The 19,594-nt window shown below is 74.1% G+C and carries 14 protein-coding genes; 12 read left to right on the top strand and 2 right to left on the bottom strand.

The features are described 5' to 3' along the window. The first annotated feature begins 27 nt into the window (after positions 1-27). The 12 genes from ACFZP7_RS34730 (at position 28) to ACFZP7_RS34675 (ending at position 15,380) form a co-directional block, all read left to right on the top strand. Entirely contained in the window at positions 28-1,437 is a 1,410-nt protein-coding gene (locus ACFZP7_RS34730; protein WP_127445366.1) for an amidase, read from the top strand. A 4-nt stretch (positions 1,438-1,441) separates the two neighbouring features. Beyond that, a complete protein-coding gene (locus ACFZP7_RS34725) occupies positions 1,442-2,962 on the top strand; it encodes a glutamine synthetase family protein (RefSeq protein ID WP_385638668.1) in 1,521 nt (506 codons plus the stop codon). Positions 2,963-3,058: 96 nt separating this feature from the next. After that, positions 3,059-4,345, top strand: a complete 1,287-nt coding sequence (gene purB, locus ACFZP7_RS34720; protein WP_223779416.1) for an adenylosuccinate lyase — start codon at positions 3,059-3,061, stop codon at positions 4,343-4,345. Beyond that, positions 4,329-4,733 carry a GNAT family N-acetyltransferase gene (locus tag ACFZP7_RS34715; RefSeq protein ID WP_019330818.1) on the top strand — a complete coding sequence of 135 codons (405 nt, stop codon included), beginning with the start codon at positions 4,329-4,331 and terminating at the stop codon, positions 4,731-4,733. Before purB ends, ACFZP7_RS34715 begins: the two co-directional genes overlap by 17 nt. Positions 4,734-4,917: 184 nt before the next feature. Continuing rightward, positions 4,918-5,676, top strand: coding sequence for a response regulator transcription factor (locus tag ACFZP7_RS34710; RefSeq protein WP_374200009.1), 759 nt, complete (start codon positions 4,918-4,920; stop codon positions 5,674-5,676). A gap of 37 nt (positions 5,677-5,713) precedes the next feature. Next, positions 5,714-7,273 (top strand): MDR family MFS transporter, encoded by a 1,560-nt coding sequence (locus ACFZP7_RS34705; protein ID WP_359421979.1) that lies wholly within the window; start codon positions 5,714-5,716, stop codon positions 7,271-7,273. A gap of 184 nt (positions 7,274-7,457) precedes the next feature. After that, the gene (locus ACFZP7_RS34700) at positions 7,458-8,189 is read left to right on the top strand and encodes a hemerythrin domain-containing protein (RefSeq protein WP_051890775.1); all 732 of its coding nucleotides are present in this window, start codon (positions 7,458-7,460) and stop codon (positions 8,187-8,189) included. Positions 8,190-8,311: 122 nt separating this feature from the next. Further along, the gene (locus tag ACFZP7_RS34695) at positions 8,312-9,820 is read left to right on the top strand and encodes an MFS transporter (protein ID WP_106435710.1); all 1,509 of its coding nucleotides are present in this window, start codon (positions 8,312-8,314) and stop codon (positions 9,818-9,820) included. Between the two features lie 495 nt (positions 9,821-10,315). After that, entirely contained in the window at positions 10,316-11,776 is a 1,461-nt protein-coding gene (locus tag ACFZP7_RS34690) for an FAD-dependent monooxygenase (RefSeq protein ID WP_385638665.1), read from the top strand. A 198-nt stretch (positions 11,777-11,974) separates the two neighbouring features. Continuing rightward, complete coding sequence (locus tag ACFZP7_RS34685; protein ID WP_385638662.1) at positions 11,975-12,811, top strand: SDR family oxidoreductase; 837 nt, start codon at positions 11,975-11,977, stop codon at positions 12,809-12,811. A 38-nt stretch (positions 12,812-12,849) separates the two neighbouring features. Further along, positions 12,850-13,830, top strand: coding sequence for an alpha/beta fold hydrolase (locus ACFZP7_RS34680; RefSeq protein ID WP_385638659.1), 981 nt, complete (start codon positions 12,850-12,852; stop codon positions 13,828-13,830). A gap of 32 nt (positions 13,831-13,862) precedes the next feature. Then, the gene (locus tag ACFZP7_RS34675) at positions 13,863-15,380 is read left to right on the top strand and encodes an FAD-dependent monooxygenase (RefSeq protein ID WP_127438552.1); all 1,518 of its coding nucleotides are present in this window, start codon (positions 13,863-13,865) and stop codon (positions 15,378-15,380) included. Between the two features lie 301 nt (positions 15,381-15,681). Here ACFZP7_RS34675 and ACFZP7_RS34670 read toward each other — a convergent pair whose 3' ends face one another. Together ACFZP7_RS34670 and ACFZP7_RS34665 are read right to left on the bottom strand one after the other, a co-directional pair. Next, positions 15,682-16,386: a gamma-glutamyl-gamma-aminobutyrate hydrolase family protein gene (locus ACFZP7_RS34670; RefSeq protein ID WP_037910493.1), complete on the bottom strand. Its 705-nt coding sequence runs from the start codon at positions 16,384-16,386 to the stop codon at positions 15,682-15,684. 226 nt (positions 16,387-16,612) lie between these two features. Continuing rightward, positions 16,613-19,594: a BTAD domain-containing putative transcriptional regulator gene (locus ACFZP7_RS34665; RefSeq protein WP_385638656.1), complete on the bottom strand. Its 2,982-nt coding sequence runs from the start codon at positions 19,592-19,594 to the stop codon at positions 16,613-16,615.

The raw sequence follows: 19,594 nt of genomic DNA, 5'->3' as shown, positions 1-19,594 counted from the left end.
AAGGACCAGGAGCGGAAGGAGTGAGCGATGACCGCCCGCGGCATCCGCCGGACCAAGGAACTGCTGTCCCGCCGGGAGCTCACCGTCGTCGAGCACGTCCAGGACGTGCTGGCCGCCGTCCGGGAACGGGACCACCTGGGCGCCTACGTCGCGGTCGCGGGGGACGAGGCGATCCGGGCGGCCGCCCGCGCGGACGAACTGATCCGCGACCGCGGCCGCGAGGCATGGTGGGACCTCCCGCTGCTGGGCGTGACGGTCTCCGTCAAGGACCTGCTGCAGACCCGGGACCTGCCCACCACCAGAGGCTCCCTGCTGCCCAACGGGCGGCCCGCACAGGACGCCCCGGCCGTGGCCCGGCTGCGAGCGGCCGGCGCGATCGTCGTCGGCAAGACCACCACCTCCGAGTTCGGCTGGAGCGCCTCCACCGTGGGCCGGCTCGCCCCGCCCACCCGCAACCCCTACGACCCGAGCCGCTCCGCCGGCGGCTCCAGCGGTGGTGCCGCGGCGAGCGTCGCGGCCGGACTGTGCGAGGGGGCGCTGGGCACCGACGGCTCCGGATCGATCCGCATCCCCGCCGCGTTCTGCGGCGTCGTCGGCTACAAGCCCTCCTTCGGCCGGGTGCCCTACTACCCCAACGGCGCCGACCGCCTCGCCCACCAGGGCCCCATCGCCGCAACCGTCGCCGACGCCGCCCTGCTCGGCCAGGTCATCGCCGGCCCGCACCCCACCGACCCCGACTCCGGACTCGGCTCCCTGGACTCCCCGCGCGACATGCGCTCCCTGCGCATCGGCTGGATCGAGTACGAAGGCACCGACCCCAAGATCCGCCGCGTCACCGAAGCGGCCCGCGACGTACTCCTCGACGAGGGCCACCTGGTCGAGGAGGTCCAGGTGCGCTGCCACAACCTCTACCCGGCCGTCGTCGACATCCTCGCCGCCACCGAGGCGGCCGGCACCCGCCCCGAGGACGAGGAACTCATCGACCCCGGCCGCCTGCACGTCGTCCGGCACGGACGCACCCTCAGCGGCGTCGCGGTGATCCAGGCGGAGGAGATCCGCCAGAACCTGCGCGCCACCCTGCGCTCGGTCATGGACGACTACGACCTGCTCGCCATGGCCACCGTGCCCGTCGAACCCTTCGACGCCGGCGCCATAGGCCCCGACTGGGCCGCCGACGTGCGCGACCTGCTGTGGCTGGCCTGGGCACCCGCCTCGTACCCGTACAACATGACCGGCCAGCCCGCCGCCTCCCTGCCCGCCGGCCTGACCTCCTCCGGACTGCCGGCCGGAGTGCAGCTCGTCGGCCCGGTCGGCGCCGACGACCTCGTACTGACGGTGGCCCGCCGCCTGGAGGCGATGCTGCCGCCGCTGCCCCAGCCGCCCGCGGCCCCTCCGGTTGCCGCCTGCTCCGGTACCACCGGCGAAAGGACGTTCTGAAACCATGTATGCCCGGTCCTGGTCCTCACCCGCCCCGGACGGCAGCGTCGGCCGGCCCTCCTTCGTCACCGACCACGGGCTGTGGGACGACGAACGCGTCGCCGCCGCCGAACGCGTCGAGGCCGCGCTGGACGAGGTCGACTTCGTCCGGCTCGTCTTCGGCGACCCGCACGGCCTGGCCCGCTCCAAGACCCTCACCGCCGACGCGTTCCGCTCGGTGCTGCGCAACGGCATGAACTTCAGCCCGGGCCCGTTCCTGTTCGACACCGGGCACGCCGTGGCCGTCGACTTCCTCGGCGACCACGGCATCGGCGTCGACGAGATCGCCGGCGCGGGCAACTTCGTCCTCGTGCCCGACCCGGTCACCTTCCAGGTGCTGCCCGAACGCGGCCCCCGCACCGCCTGGGTGCTCGGCGACGAGTACCTGCGCGACGGCACCCCCCACCCGCTGTCCTCCCGGGCCGTGCTGCGCCGCGTCGTCAACCGCTACGCCGCACTCGGCCTCCAGCCCGTACTGGGCCTGGAAGTCGAGTGGTACCTCACCCGGCGCCTGGACGACGAGCCCGGCAACCAGGGCAACGGCTTCGGGCTGCAGGGCCAGGCACCGCGCGTGACCGCCGTCAACGCCGGCTACCAGTTCAACCTCGACGCCGCCTACGACACCGTCGCCCCGATCACCGGCCCGCTCGGACTCCACCTGCGAAAGCTCGGCCTGCCGCTGCGCTCGATGGAACACGAGTCCGGCCCCGGCCAGGTGGAGACCACCTTCAGCCCGATGACGGCCCTCGACACGGCCGATGCGATGCTGCTGTTCCGCACCGTCACCAAACGGTTCTGCGCCCGCCGCGGCCACCACGCCTCCTTCATGTCCCAGCCGCGGCTCGCCGCCGCCGACCCCAGCGGCTGGCACCTGAACCAGTCCGTCGTGGACCTGGCCACCGGCCGCAACCTGTTCAGCGCCGAGGGCCTGTCGGGCGGGCTGTCACCGAACGGAAAGGCCTACGCGGAGGGCCTGCTGACGTGGGCACGGGAACTGTTCCTGCTGTCCGTGCCCACCGTCAACGGCTACCGCCGCCTGGCCGCCGAACACGCGCTCGCCCCCACCCGGCTCGGCTGGAGCTTCGAGGACCGCACCGCGATGCTGCGGGTCGTCGGCAGCGGAGCCGGCGCCCACATCGAGAACCGGGTGGGCGAGCCCTGCGCCAACCCCTATCTCAACATCGCCGCCCAGCTGTTCGCCGGCCTGGAGGGCCTGACGGCCCAGCCCGCCGACCCGCAGACCGCACCCCGCGGCGAGGCGCCCACCGAGACACAGCCGCAGACCGTCCCGCAGACCCTCGCCGAGGCCCTGGACGCCTTCCGCACGGGCCGCGCGGACCAGCTGCTCGGCGCGCCCCTCGCGGCCTGCATGACCAAGCTCAAGGAGAGCGAGCTGGGCCGCTTCACGGCGTGGACCTCGCAGACCGCGCCCGCGCCCGGTCAGGTCACCGACTGGGAGCAGCGTGAGTACTTCGGCGTGTACTGACGGCGCGGGCACCCCGAACGCCCCCCTCATCGGGGCGGCGTCCGGCGTGCCCGCAGGGCCGTCCCCGACCCCACCCCCCTCGACGAAGGCCGACCGATGATTCCTCGCTACACGCTGCCCGAGATGGCCGACCTGTTCGCGGACCAGTCCCGCTACGCGACCTGGGTGAAGGTCGAGATCCTCGCCTCCGAGGCACAGGCCGGGCTCGGCCGGGTACCCGCCGCCGCGGTGGAGGACATGCGGCGCGCGCGGGTGCCGCTGGCCGCCCGGGTCGCCGAGATCGAGAAGGAACGCGACCACGAGGTGCTGTCCTTCCTCGCCGCGTACTGCGAGGACATCCCCGAGGACTCCGCACGCTGGGTCCACCTCGGCATGACCAGCTACGACCTCGTCGACACCGCCCTGGGCCACACCCTGGCCCGCGCCACCGACCTGCTCCTGGCGGCCGCCCGCCGCCTGCGCGCGACACTGGTCGGCAAGGCACTGGAACACTGGGACACCGTCATGGTGGGCCGCACCCACGGCGTGCACGCCGAACCCACCACCTTCGGACACAAGCTCGGCGTCCACGCCTTCGCCGTCGACCGCTCCATCACCCGGCTCACCGCGGCCCGCGAGGCCGTCGCCGTCGGCACCGTCTCCGGCTCCGTGGGCACCTACGCGCTCATCGACCCCGAGGTCGAGCGCCACGTCTGCGACGCCCTCGGCCTCGGCGTCGAACCGGTGCCCAGCCAGGTCGTCGCCCGCGACCGGCACGCCCAGCTGATGCAGGCGGTCGCCGCGCTGGGCGCCTGCATCGAACAGATCGCCCTGGAACTGCGGCTGCTGCAGCGCACCGAGGTCCGCGAGGTCGAGGAACACCGGACCGGCGCCTACCAGGGCTCCAGCGCCATGCCCCACAAGCGCAACCCCACCACCAGCGAACGGCTGTGCGGACTGGCCCGGCTGCTGCGGGGCTACGCCGACACCGCCCTGGAGAACGTGGCACTGTGGCACGAACGCGACCTCGCCCACCAGTCCGTGGAACGGGTCATCCTGCCCGACAGCCTGTCCGTGGGACACTTCCAGACAGTGATGGCCGCCGACCTCATAAACTCCCTGACCGTGCGCCCCGACCGGATGCGCGCCCACATCGACACCACCGACGGCCTCATCCACAGCTCCGCGGTCCTGGCCGACCTCCTCGCCCGCGGCGTGGAACGCGAACGCGCCTACCGCAGCGTCCAGGCCGCCGCCGACCACACCCTCGCCACCGGCGAACACTTCGCCGCCGGCCTGGCCCGCGAGGGCATCGACGTCGAAAGCCTCGAACCCGAGCGCTTCCTCACCCGCCACGACGTGATTCGCACCCGATTGGAGACCCTTCGTGAACTGGACGATTGAGCGTGCCGAGGGCAAGGACCTGGACCTGGACGAGGTGCTCGCCGTCTACCGCTCGTCCGGACTGGGTGAGCGGCGGCCCGTCGAGGACCGCGACCGCATGAAGGCGATGCTGACCGGCGCCAACCTGGTACTGGTCGCCCGCGACGGCGACGGCGCCCTGATCGGCATCGCCCGCAGCGTCTCCGACTTCTCCTACGTCACCTACCTGTCCGACATCGCCGTGGACGGCCGGCTCCAGCGCTCGGGCATCGGCCGGGCCCTGATCGACGCCACCCGCAAGGAGGCGCCCACCGCCAAGATCGTGCTGCTGTCGGCACCCGCGGCCACCGCCTACTACCCCCACATCGGATTCACCCAGCACAACTCGGCGTGGGTGCTCAACCCGTAACCGGACCAAGGCCGCGCCGCGACCGGACCGGCTCGACGCCGTCCGGCCCGGCGCTGTACCGGGGCTCGACCACCGGTTCCTACCGTGGGGCGGGGCGCACGGCGGGAGCCGGCCCGGCAGGACCGGGCCGACGCTCCCCACGCCCCACGGACCGTGCAGGACCTCTGGGGGAGGCATGAGTCAGATGTCGGCACAGACGCTGCCGGAACTCCGCACATCCACGTCCCAGCTCATCCGGCTGGTCCAGGACGGCACGGCGCCCGCGCCCGCCGCGCCGGCACCCGGCGGACGGCGCATCCTCGTCGTGGACGCCGACGTCGGCCCCGGCGACTCCCTCGTCACCCAGCTGCGCCGGTACGGCCACGAGCCCGTCGCCGTGCAGTGCGGGGGACAGGCCCTCCAGGCGCACGCGGACGCCGATCTGGTGCTGCTCGCCCTGGAACTGCCGGACCTGGACGGGCTGGAGGTGTGCCGGGCCATCCGCGCGGTCAGCCGGGTGCCCGTCGTCATCGTCACCGCCCGCCAGTCCGAACTGGACTGCGTCCTGGGCCTCCAGGCGGGCGCCGACGACTACGTGACCAAGCCCTACGGGCTGCGCGAACTGATGGCCCGCATCGAGGCCGTCATGCGCCGCACCCACTGGCAGCCGGCCGCCCGCCGCTACATCCGCCGCGGACGGCTGCACATCGACGTCGACTCCCGCGAGGTCACCGTGGACGGCAGCGGTGTCGCGCTGACCCGCAAGGAGTTCGATCTGCTGTGCCTGCTCGCCTCGCACCCCGACACCGTCATCCCGCGCAAGCACCTGCTCAAGCAGGTCTGGGGGGACTCCTGGTCCCAGCGCACGGTCGACACCCACGTCAGCAGCCTGCGCGGCAAACTGGGCGGCAGCGGGTGGATCGTGACCGTGCGGGGCGTCGGATTCAAACTGGGCGCCGGATAGTCCCGGCGCTCCACGGGCGTACGAGCCGGGAGCCGTGATGACGACCGTCGAGGACCCGTTCTCCGCCGCCCAGGGCCGGCCCGCCGGCACGTCCGTACGGGTGCTGCTGATCCCGCTGGTGGCGGCGATGATGCTGTCCCAGCTCGACACCATGATCGTGGGCACGGCCCTGCCCACCGTCACCGCGGAACTCGGCGGCCTGGAGCACGTGTCGTGGGTCGTCACCGCCTACACCCTGGCCACGGCCGTCTCCACGCCCGTGTGGGGCCGGCTCGGGGACGTACGGGACCGCAAGAACGTCCTGCTCGCCGCGATCGTGGTCTTCCTGGCCGGCTCGGCACTGAGCGGAGCGGCCCAGGACATGGGCCAGCTGATCGGGTTCCGGGCCGTGCAGGGACTGGGCGCCGGCGGTCTGATGGCCGGCGTCATGGCGATCGTGGGGGAGCTGGTGCCGCCCCGCGAACGCGGCCGGTACCAGGGCCTGATCTCCGGCGCGATGGCGGTCGCCATGATCGGCGGCCCCATGGCCGGCGGCGCGGTCACCGACCACCTCGGCTGGCGCTGGGCCTTCTACCTCAACCTGCCGCTCGGCGCGCTCGCCCTGGCGATGATCTGGCGGCTGCTGCGGCTGCCCCGACGGCGCCGGGTGGCCCGCGTCGACACCCTGGGCGCGGCGCTGCTGACGGTCGGGATCTCCGCCACCGTCCTGCTCACCACCTGGGGCGGTACCCGCTACGCCTGGGACTCCGCCGCCGTCGTGCTCCTCGCCGCGGCGGCCGGTGCCGCCCTGTGGGCCTTCGTCCGGCGGCAGGCACGCACCGCCGACCCGATCATGCCGCTCCACATGTTCCAGGTACGCAACTTCACGCTGATGTCGGTGATCGGTTTCCTCACCGGCTTCGTGATGTTCGGGGTGCTGCTCTTCCTGCCCCTGTACCAGCAGGCCGTCCAGGGCGCCTCGGCGACCAACTCCGGCCTGCTGCTGCTGCCGATGCTGGCCGCGCTGATCGCGGCGTCGCTGGTGGCGGGCAGGGTCACCACGGTCAGCGGCCGCTACAAGGTGTTCCCGGTGACCGGCGGTGCCCTGCTGTGCGCCGGGGCCTGGCTGCTGTCGCGGATGGACACCTCCACCTCGCGGCCCACGGCGGCCCTGTCCATGGCGGTGCTGGGCGCGGGGCTGGGCTGCCTGACGCAGACCGTGACGGTGGTCGCCCAGAACAGCGTGGAACTGCGCGACATCGGTGCCGCCTCCGCGGCCGTCACCCTCTTCCGCACCCTGGGCAGCTGCTTCGGGGTCGCCGTGATGGGCACCCTGTTCAACCGCGAGGTGCTGCGGGTGACGGCCGAGCGGGCACCCGGCGGCCCCGCGCTGGACAACGCCCGGCTGGACGCGCAGAGCCTTGAGCGCCTGGAGCCCGCCCTGCACGAGGCCTACCGGCACGCGACCGCCGCGGGCACCCACGTCGCGTTCCTGCTCTGCGCGGGTGTCGGCGCCGCGGTGCTGGGCGCGGGACTGCTCGTGCGGGAGGTCGCGCTGCGCCGGGCGGGCCAGGACACCGCACGGCCGGCCGTTTCCCGTGCGCCGGGCGGCCACTGACGGCAAGCGCCGGGCGGGCCCTTCCCGTCAAGCATTCCTCGAGCGTGCCCGGCCTGGCGGGAGCGGGCCTCCAGCATTCCTCGAGGCTGCTTCGTGCGGGCCCGTGTGTACTGGCCGCGGCCCACGGGACCGCACCGGCACCCGTGTCCGGCCACGGCCCTGCCACTGCGAAACGGGAGTGTCCATGAGCGATCCGGCCCAGAGCCCGGGCGCCCGCATGTACGAGGAGTTCGTCGCGATCCACGCGGTGCTGCGGCGCGGCACGCGCCTGGTGGTGGACGCCTACGAGCGGCTGGCCGACGGCCACGACACAGACACCGCGACGCTGGTCGACGCGGGCCGGTGGCTGCTCGCGTTCACCCACGCCCACCACAAGGCGGAGGACGACCTCTTCTGGCCCGTGCTGGAGGCGCTCTACCCCGACGCGCGGGCACAGCTCAAGGAACTGTCGGACGACCACGTGGTCCTCGACCGGAGGCTGAACGCCCTGGAGACGGCGATCGACGCCCTCGACGAGGCGACGAAGGCCGGACGGGCCACCGGCGGGACGGACGGCGCCCGGGCGGGCGCCGAGGCCGCCCGGCAGGTCCACCAGGTGCTCGACGGACACCTCACGGCCGAGGAGGCCGTGGTGGAAGACCTGTTCCCCGGGGTCCCCGCGGACGACATCGACCGGCTGCGCGAGGCGTTCGTCCAGGGCTCCCCGCGTTTCGGTCTGCACTTCATGTTCGGGTTGCTCGACGACCCCGAGCCCGCGCGCGGCCGGGACCTGCTGACGGAGAACTTCCCGCCGCAGCTGCGTGCCGCCGGACCCCGGCTGATCAGCCAGTACGAGGCCGGCATCCAGGGACTGCGGGGCGGTCCCGGAGACGATTCGGGCCGACCGGTCACATCCGCCGGTCCCCGGTCGTCATAGCTGCGACGGACCCACTCCGGCCGCCGAGTCCCTCCCGGCGGCTGTCCCAGCGGTTCCCGCCGGCCCCATCCGGCGCGGGCCGCGTTCGATGACCCGATCCTGCACCTTCTGAGGAGTAATCGATGGCTGCCTCCGACGCCACCACGGCCCGGTCAGCATCAGGGGCGGGCCTGAGCCCCGGGCTGATCCTGGCATTCGTCTGCATGGGCCAGTTCATGGTCTTCACCGACGTGTCGATCGTGAACCTCGCTCTGCCCTCCATCCAGGAGGGCCTCGGCATGTCCGAGGTCAGCCTGAACTACATCGTCACGGCCTACGCCACCGTCCTGGGCGGCTTCCTGCTGCTGGGCGGGCGGCTGGCGGACACCTTCGGCCGCCGCCGGCTGATCCAGATCGGCTTCGTGATCTTCGCGCTGGCGTCGCTGACCTCCGGTCTCGCCGAGAACGGCACGATGCTCATCGCCTCGCGCGCCGTCCAGGGCTTCGGCGCGGCACTGATCACCCCCGCCGCCCTGGCGATCCTGACCAACACCTTCGCCGAGGGACCCGAGCGCAACAAGGCGCTGGGCGTGTGGGGCTCGCTGTCCGGTATCGCGTCCATCGTCGGTGTGATCCTCGGCGGTGTGCTCGCCGACACCTGGGGCTGGGAGTGGATCTTCTGGATCAACGTGCCGATCGGTCTGGGCGCCGCCGTGCTGGCACCGCGCATCCTGCCCGAGAGCAAGGCCGAGGAGCGGGGCAAGTTCGACACCCTCGGAGCGGTCACCCTCACCGCCGGCCTGCTGCTGCTGATCTTCACGCTCGGTGAGGCCACCACCGTCGGCTGGGACACCTTCCGCACCATCGGTTCGCTGGTCGGCGTGGTCGCGCTGCTGACGGCCTTCGTCGTCATCGAGGCCAAGGTCGCCTCGCCGATGATGCCGCTGCGCATCTTCCGGCTGAAGACCATGCGGGTCGCGAACATCTCCGCCGTGCTGGTCTTCGGCACCTTCGGCTCGCTGTTCTTCTTCGCCAGCCTCTTCATGCAGCAGGCGTTCGGCTACTCGCCGCTCAAGGCGGGCTTCGCCTACGTGCCGCTCGCGTTCTCCGTCGCGGCCGGCGCGGGCATCGCCTCCGGCCTGGTCACCAAGATGGCGGCCCGTCCGGTCGTGATGATGGGTCTCACGCTCACCGTCGCCGGTCTGCTGCTGATGTGGCGGGCCCCCGCCGACGGCAGCTACGTGGTCGACCTGCTGGCCCCGTTCATCCTGCTCGGCCTCGGCTGCGGCATGGTCTTCGTGACCCTGCAGATCGCCGCGTTCGTCGGAGTCACCGACGAGGACGCGGGAGTGGGCGCCGGCCTGATCAACACCAGCCAGGAAGCCGGCGGCGCCCTCGGCCTGGCCGTCGTGGCGACCATCGCCTACAGCGGCATGAGCACCGAGATGGCCGCGACGGGCGGCAAGCCCGAGCTGATCGCCGAGGTCCACGAGGCGGCCAACCACGACGCGTTCCTCTCGGGCGCCATGCTCGGCACGGTCGCGCTGCTGGTGGTCACCTTCCTGATGCCCCGCGGCAAGCAGTCCATGAGCTCGGCCCCGGCCGAGGCGGGCGAAGGCCCCGCCCTGGTGAAGGCCGACGCGGAGAAGTAGCACCACCGCGCCCGGGCGTTTCCCGGGCGGCACCGGACCCACAGTCCACGGCCCCGCCGGTCGTCCCCCGAACCGGCGGGGCCGTTCCGCGCCCGCACCCCGGCGCCCCCGCCGCCTCGCCCCGCCCGCCTCCGCGCCCCCGCCCGCCTCCGCGCGCCCGCCCGGCGACGGCGGCCGGCCCGGTGACGGCGGCCGGCCCGGTGACGGCGGCCGGCTCGGCATCCGCTCGCCGCCGGCTGGAGCCGTCACCGACCCCGCTCGGCCGCCGCAGCACCCGCACCCCGGCCGCCCGCGGGCACGGACACCTGGTCACACGCCCCGCCGCCACCGCCCGCGCCACCCCGCCCCGGACCCGGCCCGCGGCGGGGCGCGCCGCTTTTGAGAGGCCCTGCACTCCGGCTGCAGCGCCGCTCGATCGGTGAGGTCTTTCCTGGTGCCTGGCTGCCGCCGCGCACACGGGAGCGGTCCACCAACGATCTGCGTGAGGAGTACTTCATGGCAAAGGGCGCGATAGTCGTCGGCGCCGGGCCGGTCGGACTGATGCTCGCCGGTGAGCTACGGCTCGGCGGCGTGGACGTGGTCGTCTACGACAAACTGCCCGCGCCCAGCGGGGAATCGCGTGGCCTCGGCTTCACCAGCCGCACCGCCGAAGTCCTCGACCAGCGTGGGCTCCTCGACGAGCTGGGGGAATTCCGCTGGGGCCAGCACGGCCACTTCGGCGGCGTCCGCATCGACTTCACCCTGCTGGAGGAGAGCCACTTCGGAGTGATGGGGCTTGCCCAGTCCCGCACCGAGCAGCTGCTCGGCGACTGGACGGCCCGCCTGGGCGTGCCCGTGCTCCGCGGCCGTGAGGTCACCGGCTTCGAGGAGACCGAGGACGGCGTCGTCGTCCGCTACGACGGCCCCGACGGTCCCGGCGAGGACCACGCGCAGTACCTCATCGGCTGCGACGGCGGCCGCAGCACCGTGCGCCGCCTGGCCGGCATCGCCTTCCCGGGCGACGAGGCGACACGCGGCATGTACCTGGCGGACGTCACCGGCGCCGACATCCGGCCGCGGCCCATCGGGGAGCGCGTCGAGGGCGGCGGCATGGTCCTCTCGGTCGGCCTGGGCGACGGCTACGACCGGATCGTCATCCACGAGCCCGGCGTCCGCCCCCACCACGGCGAGGGCACGCTGACCTTCACCGAGGTGGCCGACGCCTGGCAGCGCATGACCGGCGAGTCCATCCACCACGGCCGCACCCGCTGGATGACCGCCCTCACCAACGCCACCGGCCTCGCCGAGCAGTACCGCAGCGGCCGCGTCCTCCTCGCCGGCGACGCCGCCCACGACCACGCGCCGCTGGGCGCGCAGGGCGTCAGCGTCGGCCTCCAGGACGCCGTCAACCTCGGCTGGAAACTGGCCGCGACGATCAACGGCTGGGCCCCCGACGGCCTCCTCGACACCTACCACGCCGAGCGGCACCCGCTCGGCGAGCAGCTGCTGCGCAACGTCCACGCCCAGTCGCTGCTCTACCTCAGCGGCGAGGAGATGGAGCCGCTGCGCGCGGTCATGCGCGAACTCGTGCGCATCCCCGACGCGGCCCGCTATCTGGCCGGCCAGGTCAGCGGCCTGCACATCCGCTACGACGTCGGAGCCGGCGACCACCCGCTGCTGGGCCTGCGCCTGCCGCCGCAGCGCGTGCTGCAACGCGCCGACGGCACCCGCGTCCGGGTCGCCGAACTGCTGCACGAGGCCCGGGGCGTGCTGATCGCCACCGGCGACCCCTCCACCGTCCACAAGACCGCCGCCGACTGGTCCGACCGGGTCGACGTCGTCGCCGGCACCTGGGCGGAGGACGGCGGCCCCGAAGCGGTGCTGCTGCGTCCCGACGGCCATGTCGTCTGGGCGGCCCCGGACGGCGGCGATGTGACCGACGCCCTCACCCGCTGGTTCGGCGCGGCCGCGGTCTGACACCGGCGCAGGCCCGCCTGGCCCCGGCCGTCTCGCACACCGGGGCCGCCACCCGCAGGCCGACCGCCCGGCGGCACCGCCCGCCACGGCCGAACACCCCGCCACCGCCGAACACCCCGCCACCGGCGACGCCGCGCAGGCCGCGCCGGCACCCCGCCGGGCCCTCACCCCGCCCCAGACCCCCGGAAGGCCACTGTCATGACCGTCCTCGTCACCGGCAGCCGAGGCAAGGTCGGCTCCCTGCTCGTGCAGGTACTGCACGAGCAGGGAGTCGCCGTCCGCGCCGGTTCCAGCAACCCCGAGAAGCTGTCCCTGCCCGCGGGCACCGAGTCGGTACGGCTCGCACTCGACACCCCGGCCGATTTCGCCGCCGCCCTCGACGGTGTCGACTCCGTCTTCCTGTACGCCGAGCCGGCGGCGGTCGACGCCTTCGTGGCGCAGGCCGAGAAAGCCGGCGTGGAACACGTCGTGATCATGTCCGCCGACGCCGTGCTGCGCCCCTCAGCCGCCGACGACCCGATCGCCGCCCCCCACCTCGCCGTCGAGCAGGCCCTCGCCGCCTCGTCCCTCACCTCCACGCCCCTGAACTGCGGCGCACTGGCCGGCAACGCGCTGCCCTGGGCGTGGTCGCTGAAAGCGCGCGGCGCGGTGGGCCTGCCCTACCCGGACAGCCACGCCGATCCGGTCAACGAGCGCGACATCGCGGAAGCGGCGTGCGCGGTCCTCACCGACCCCGCGCTGCGCGGCCGGTCGTACCACCTCACCGGGCCGCAGTCCCTCACCTTCGCCGAGCACGTCGCGATCATCGCGGCCGCGGCGGGCCGGGACATCCCCGTCGAGCGGATCCCCCCGCAGGTGTGGCGGGCCAACAAGCCGGACTTCATGCCGGACGACATCGCCGACGCGCTGCTGAAGCTGTGGGCGGCCAGCACGGCGCCGGTGCCGCTCACCGACCACGTCGAGCAGCTCACCGGACACCCGGCCCGCCCCTTCACCGTATGGGCGGACCAGCACGCCGGCGCCTTCCGCGCCTGATTGGCCCACCGGCCACGAAGCGACGAGGACTTGGGTAGATGACGCTGAACAGACGCACGATGCTCGCCCTGGGCACAGGAGCGACGGCCCTCGCCATGACGGGCACCACCACTGCCTCCCACGCCCGCGAACACACCGGCTCCGTGCCCTCCGACAGCGAACTGGCCCGCTCCCTGCCCGGCGGCTTCCGCAGCCGCTGCGCCACGGTCAACGGCGTGCGCCTGCACTACGTGACCGGCGGGCACGGACGGCCCCTGCTGCTCGTGCCCGGCTGGCCGCAGACCTGGTGGGCGTACCGCAAGGTCATGCCCCAGCTCGCCCGCACCCACCGCGTCATCGCCGTCGACCTGCGCGGCATGGGCGGCTCGGACAAGCCCGCGGGCGGCTACGACAAGAAGACGATGGCGGCGGACCTGCACGCCCTGGTACGGCACCTGGGCCACCGGCAGGTGGACATCGCCGGACACGACATCGGGGCCATGGTGGCGTTCGCCTTCGCCGCCAACCACCCCGAAGCGACCCGCAGGCTGGCACTGCTGGACACCCCGCACCCCGACGAGAGCGAGTACGACCTGCGGCTGCTGTACCGGCCCGGGACCGGAACCGCCCTGTGGTGGTGGGCGGTCAACCAGCTCCAGCAGCTGCCGGAACAGCTGATGTGCGGCCGCATGCGCCACGTGATCGACTGGCTGTTCGCCCACTCCCTGGCCGACCAGAACCTGGTCGGCGAGGCCGACCGCGAGATCTACGCGCACGCCTACAACAGCCCGCAGGCCATCCGGGCCGGCACCGGCTGGTACCAGGCGTGCCACCAGGACATCGCCGACCTGGCCGGCTACGGCAGGCTGACCATGCCCGTACTCGGCATCGGCGGCAACTTCACCTACGAGGACCTTCAGCGCAAGCTCACCGCGCAGGGCACCGACGTGCGCATGGTGCGGGCGTCGAAGTCGGTGCACTACCTGCCCGAGGAGGAGCCCGAGGTCGTCGCCGGGGCCCTGCTCGACTTCTTCGGCTGACTCACGCCATCCATCTGCATGAGGAGTACGACATGGCAAAGGGCGCGATCGTCGTCGGCGCCGGTCCGGTCGGGCTGATGCTCGCCGGTGAACTGCGGCTCGGCGGCGTGGACGTGGTGGTCTACGACAAGCTGCCCGGACCCAGCGGGGAGTCGCGCGGCGTCGGCTTCACCCGCCGGGCGGCCGAGGTGTTCGAGCAGCGCGGTCTGCTGGAACGCTTCGGCGACGTCGAATGGGCCCAGGGCCACTTCGGCGGCGTACGCATCGATTTCGGCAAGCTGGACGACAATCACTTCAGCGTCCGCGGCGTACCCCAGTTCCGCACCGAGGAGATCCTCGAGAACTGGCTCAAGGAACTGGGCGTGCCCGTCCTGCGCAACCACGAGGTGACCGGCTACCGGGAGAGGCCGGACGGCGTCGTCGTCGAGTACGAGGGCCCGGACGGGCACGGTGAGGACACCGCGCAGTACCTGGTGGGCTGCGACGGGGCACGCAGCCTCGTGCGGACCCTGGCGGGCATCGACTTCAAGGGCTGGGGCGCCACCCGCGGCATGTACATGGCCGACCTGGTCGGCGCCGGGGTGCGGCAGCGGCCCATCGGCGAGAAGGTGCCGGGCGGCATGGTGATGGCGTTCAACCTGGAGAACGGCGTGGACCGGATCGTCATCCACGACGAGAACCTGCGCCCGCCCGAGGACAAGAGCGCCCTGAGGTTCACCGACATCGCCGACGCCTGGCAGCGCATGACCGGCGAGTCGCTGCACCACGCGGAGGTCCGCTGGATCAGCTCCTTCACCGACACCACCCGCCAGGCCGAGCACTACCGCAGCGGCCGGGTCTTCCTCGCCGGCGACGCCACCCACATCCACATGCCGGCCGGGGCGCAGGGCATGAGCGTCGGCGTCCAGGACGCCGCGAACCTCGGCTGGAAGCTGGCCGCGGCCGTCAACGGCTGGGCACCCGAAGGCCTGCTCGACACCTTCGAGAGCGAGCGGCACCCGGTCGGCGAGAAGCTGATGCGCAACACCCGCGCCCAGACCCGCCTCTACCTCACCGGCGACGAGATGGAGCCGCTGCGCGCCGTCATGCGTGAACTGGTGGAACTGCCCGAGGCCGCCCGGCACCTGGCCGGGATCGTCAGCGGCGTCGACATCCGCTACGACATGGGTCCCGGCGACCATCCGCTGCTCGGTCTGCGGCTGGCTCCCGGCCACGAGCTGCTGCTCGAGGACGGCGGCCGCACCCGGGTCGCCGAGCTGCTCCACCCGGCGCGCGGTGTACTCCTGGTCACCGGCGCGGCGGACGACGCCGCGCGCGTCCGCGGGGCCGCCGCCGGCTGGGACGACCGGGTCCGCACGGTCGTGGGGGAGTGGACCGAGCCCGTGACCGGGGACCGTCCCGCCGCGGTGCTGCTGCGCCCCGACGGCCATGTCGCCTGGGCGGCCCCGGACGGCGTGGAACTGCTCGGGCAGGCACTGGAGCGCTGGTTCGGCCGCGGCCGGGACACCGCCGGCAGCAGGGCGCACGCCGTCGGCGCGGCCGGCGTCTGACCGGCCGGCGCACACCGGTCCGGCACCGGTTTCGCCCGCCCCGTCACACAGGAGGCCCGCGCGTCGTCAGACAGATGAGGGTCGGGTCCCATCCGGTGCCGCCACCGCATCGTGCGGCGGTCACATCCCCCGCGCCGCCGGCGCGGTGCGGTGGCTCACTGGAGACCGGACCGGTCCTCGCCGGCGTCCCGCGCCCGGGCACGGGACGACCGCAGACGGCCGCCGCCCGCGGCCCCGCATCGAGCGGGGCCGCGGGCGGCGGCCGTCACGTGCTGTGGCCGGGGCCGGCGGCGAAGGCCGGTCAGCGGCGCGGTCCGGCCTTCGCCGCCTCGATGAACGCCTCGAACAGAGCCACGGTGTCCTCGCCCAGTTCACCGTGGGCCTGCAGACCGGCCAGGAAGGGCGCCGACGGGTCCTCGGCCTCCGCCCCCTCGATGACGCCGTCGTCCGACCAGGCGGTGGCCACCAGCCCGGCGCCGAGCTTGTCGATGCCCTGGTGGTGGTGGCAGTACACGGTCGGCGACGGTCCGAGCGCGCCGCCCAGCAGCGAGTCGGGCTTCACCCGGATGGTGCGCGGCTCGTAACGGCCGGGCACGGCGGGGGAGTGCTCGGGCAGGTGCTGGTCGAGGGTGCCGCCGCGGGTGATCGAGATCAGCTGCAGACCCCGGCAGACCCCGAGGACGGGGATGCCCCGCCGCTCCGCCACGGCCAGGGCGGCCAGCTCCGCCGCGTCACGCGCCGGGTGCGGCGGGAAGACGAACTCACCGGGCCGGGCGCCGTACAGGGCCGGGTCGATGTCCGCGCCACCGCTCATCAGCAGGGCGTCCACCCGCTCCATCACGGACTCCACCGCCTCCACGAGCGGGGGCAGCAGCACCGGGGCGCCGCCCGCCTGCGCCACCTTGTCCAGATACGGCTGCGGCAGCACCGCCACCGCCACGTCGCCCCAGATGTTCCAGTTCACTGTCGTCGCGTCGGCGGTCACCGCCACTACGGGTCGCGTCATGGTGCTGCCGTCCCTCTCCTCGGATGGTGGCCTGGCAGGCCGGGTGCACAGTGCATCGCAGGTCACTGGACCAGGAGTCGAGTCCGGCCGGGCCCGCGGCCGGTGCCCTCCGGCCCACTCCCAGCCCACCCGCAGCCACCCCCACCCCGCCCCGCCCGCAGCCACCCCCGACCCACCCCCGGCTCACCCGCAGCCACCCCTGGCCCGCCGCCGGTGCCCTTGCGGCTCACCCGGCCCCGCCGACGGCCGCTGCGCCCGCCCGCGCGGTCCCCGGCACCGCGCGGACCGGGGCGAGCGACAGCGCGCGGCGGGCGTAACCCCGCGCCAGATCGGGGCGGCCGAGCGCGTCGTGGGCCCGCGCCAGCCCCTGGAAGGCACGTGCCTGCTCGGGACGGAACCCCACCTCGCTGGCGAGGGCGAGCGCCGCCGCGTGCTGCTCCGCCGCCTGCCGGGGCGCGCCCAGGGCCAGCGCGGCCTCGCCCAGCGCGTTCAGCGCCTCCGTCTCGTGCCCCCGGTTGCCCAGCGACCGCTGCACCCGCAGGGCCCGCAGCGCCAGACCGTGGGCCTGTCCGTGCCGCCCCTGCTGTCCGTGCACCGACCCGAGGCCCATCAGCGCCACGGCCTCGCCGCCCTGGTCGCCCAGCTCCCGGTAGAGCTGCAGGGCCCGCCGGTGGTGGTCCCGGGCGGCCTCGTAGCGGCCCAGGCGCTCGTGCACCAGGCCCAGGCCCACCTGGCTGCGGGCCTCGCCGTACCGGTCGTCGGCGGCGCGGAAGAGCCGCAGCGCCGTCAGGAAGCTGTCGTGGGCCTGCTCGTGGTCCTCGCCCCGCAGGAACAGGTGGCCCAGGCAGTCCCGGGCCCGTGCCTCACCGAGCCGGTCCTCCGTCTGCCGGGCCAGGCGCGCCGCACGGGCGGCGTGTTCGCACGCCCGGTCGTGGCGGCCCCGGCGCCAGTGCAGCCATGCCAGATCGGTCGAGAACCGGCCCTGAGCGGTGCGGTCACCGCGGTGGGCGCTGGCCCGCAGTGCCTGCTCGGCCAGCGCGAGCGCGTCGGCGTGGAAGGCGCGGTCGTACAGGTAGCGGTGCAGGGCGGAGGCCAGGCGGGCCGTGTGCGCGGGCCATCCGTGCGCGGCCGTGTACGCGCCGGCCGCGACCAGGCCGGCGCGTTCGGCGTCCAGCCACGCCTCCGCCTCCCGCGCGTCGCGCAGCGGCACCGGCGGCGCGCCGGGGGCGTCGGTGCGCGGGTCCTCGGGGAACAGCAGCGCGGCGGCGGCCGACGCACCGGCGACACAGTGGTCGAAGAGCCGGGTCAGCGCGGCCCGCCGCGCGGCGGGGCTCTCCTCGTCCTCGGCGAGGGCGTGCGCGTACTGGCGCAGCAGGTCGTGGAGGGTGTAGCGGTCCGCCTCGTCCTGGCGCACCATGTGCGCGTCCAGCAGGTCCTCCAGCAGGCGTTCGGCCCGCTCGGGTGTCACCCCCGCCAGTGCCGCCGCCGCGCGGCTGCCGACGTCGGGGCCCGGGTGCAGTCCCAGCAGCCGGAACATCCGCCGCTGCTCGGTCTCCAGCTGCTGGTACGACATGGCGAAGGCGGCGGCGACGCCCCGCTCGGACGTGGACAGTTCGGCCAGGCGGCGGCGCTGGTCGCGCAGCCGGTCGGCCAGGTGGGCCGCGGTCCACTGCTGCCGGTGCCGCAGCCGGGCGGCGGCGATCCGCACCGCGAGCGGAAGGAAGCCGCACAGGTGCAGGATGTCCAGCGCGGCCAGCGGTTCGTCGTCCACCCGCTGCCCGACGATCCTGGTGAACAGCTCGATCGCGTCCGCCGCCGGCAGCGGGTCGAGCGACAGACACGCCGCCCCGTCCAGGCCCGTCAGCCGTCGCCGGCTGGTGACCAGCAGCAGACTGCGGGTCGCCCCGGGCAGGAACGGCCGTACGTGGTCGGTGCCGGCCACGTTGTCGAGCACCACCAGCACCCGGCGGCCGGCCAGTTCGGCCCGCCACAGCCCGGCCCGCTCCGCGACCGACACCGGGATCTGCTCGGCGGGGATCCCGAGCTGGCGCAGCAGCACCCCGAGCGCGCTGCCCGCGTCCATGGGCGCCCGCCCCGCCGTGTGGGCCTGGAGGTCGACGAAGAGCCGCCCGTCCGGGTACCGCTCGTCGAGCCGGTGCCCGGCATGCACGGCCAGGGCCGTCTTGCCGATGCCCGCCATGCCGTCGATCACCGACACCGTCACCTCCCCGTCCTCACCGCAGGGTTCGGCCAGCAGCTGAGCCAGCTCGGCGGCGCGCCCGGAGAAGTCGGGCGAGTCGTAGGGCAGGAAGTTCGGCCGCGGCGGGTGCGGCACCCGTGCCCGCCCGGGCGGCGCCGGCGCCGCCGGCCCACCGGCGGCACCCAGCCCCCGCCCTGCCCCTGTCCCCGGCCCTGCCCCTGCCCCTGCCCCTGTCCCTGGCCTTGGTGCCGGGTGCGTCCGGGCCGCCAGCGCCGGGTCGTCGCGCAGGACGGCCTGCTCCAGCGCGGCGAACTCCCGCCCGGGGTCCAGGCCCTGCTGCTCGGCGAGCGCCCGGCGCAGCCCCCGGGCGGCCGCGAGGGCGTCGGCCTGCCGGCCCGCCCGGTGCAGGGCCAGCATCAGCCGGCCGGTCAGCCTCTCCCGCAGCGGATGCGCGGCCACCAGCGCGGACAGCTCGTCGACGAGCTGCTCGTGCCGGCCCAACGACAGCTCCAGATCGGCCAGGTGCTCGTAGGCGGTCAGCCGCCGCTCCTGAAGGCGCACCCGCGCGCCGGCGGCGTAGTCGGCCTTCACGTCCGCCAGCGGCCGCCCCCGCCACAGCGACAGCGCCTGCCTGATCTGCTCCGCGGCGTGCGCCGGGTCGTCCGCCCGGTCCGCCTCGCGCAGCCGGTCGCCGAAGTCCTCCAGGTCCAGCTGACCGGGCTCAAGAGCCATCACGTACCCGGCCGGCCGGGTCTGCAGCAGCTCGGCCGCACCCGCGGCGCGCAGGACCCGGCGCACGGCCGCGACCGAGGCGTGGATCTGCGCCCGGGCGGTGTCCGGCGGCGCCGGCCCCCACATCGCGTCGATGATCTGCCCCGCGCCGAGCACGGTCCGGGCGTTCAGCAGCAGATGGGCCAGCACCCCCCGGTGCCGGGGCGCCATCCCCGGCAGCGGCCGCCCGGCCACCGACACCTCCACCGGGCCCAGGATCGAGAAACGCACCGTCAT

This window comes from Streptomyces sp. SudanB5_2050, from assembly GCF_964272335.1.
Taxonomy (GTDB): domain Bacteria; phylum Actinomycetota; class Actinomycetes; order Streptomycetales; family Streptomycetaceae; genus Streptomyces; species Streptomyces rochei.
The sequence above is the reverse complement of the archived record's forward strand: the minus strand, read 5'-3'. Positions and strand labels throughout refer to the sequence as shown.